Origin of the sequence: Pseudomonas sp. SIMBA_041, from assembly GCF_046535095.1 — a bacterium.
In the GTDB taxonomy this organism is placed as follows: Bacteria; Pseudomonadota; Gammaproteobacteria; order Pseudomonadales; family Pseudomonadaceae; genus Aquipseudomonas; species Aquipseudomonas mucoides.
On record NZ_JAWRXJ010000545.1, the window covers coordinates 1 to 257 of the forward strand.

Below are 257 nucleotides of genomic sequence, written 5' to 3' on the forward strand. Positions count from 1 at the left end.
CGCCAAAAGGTGGGCAGATAACGTTGTCAGCCCTCGGCACCTTCGATAATTTCAACCGCTATGCACTGCGCGGCAACCCGGGCGCACGCACCGAGCAGTTGTACGACACGCTATTTACGACTTCCGATGACGAACCAGGCAGTTATTACCCGCTGATTGCTGAAAGTGCACGCTATGCTGACGATTATTCCTGGGTGGAGGTCGCTATTAATCCGCGCGCCCGTTTTCATGATGGTTCGCCCATTACTGCCCGCGAT

1 pseudogene is annotated in these 257 nt (G+C 55.3%); it reads left to right on the forward strand.

The annotated features are described in order from the left end of the window. Positions 1 to 257: pseudogene (locus SB725_RS32290) on the forward strand (ABC transporter substrate-binding protein); the annotation flags it as partial.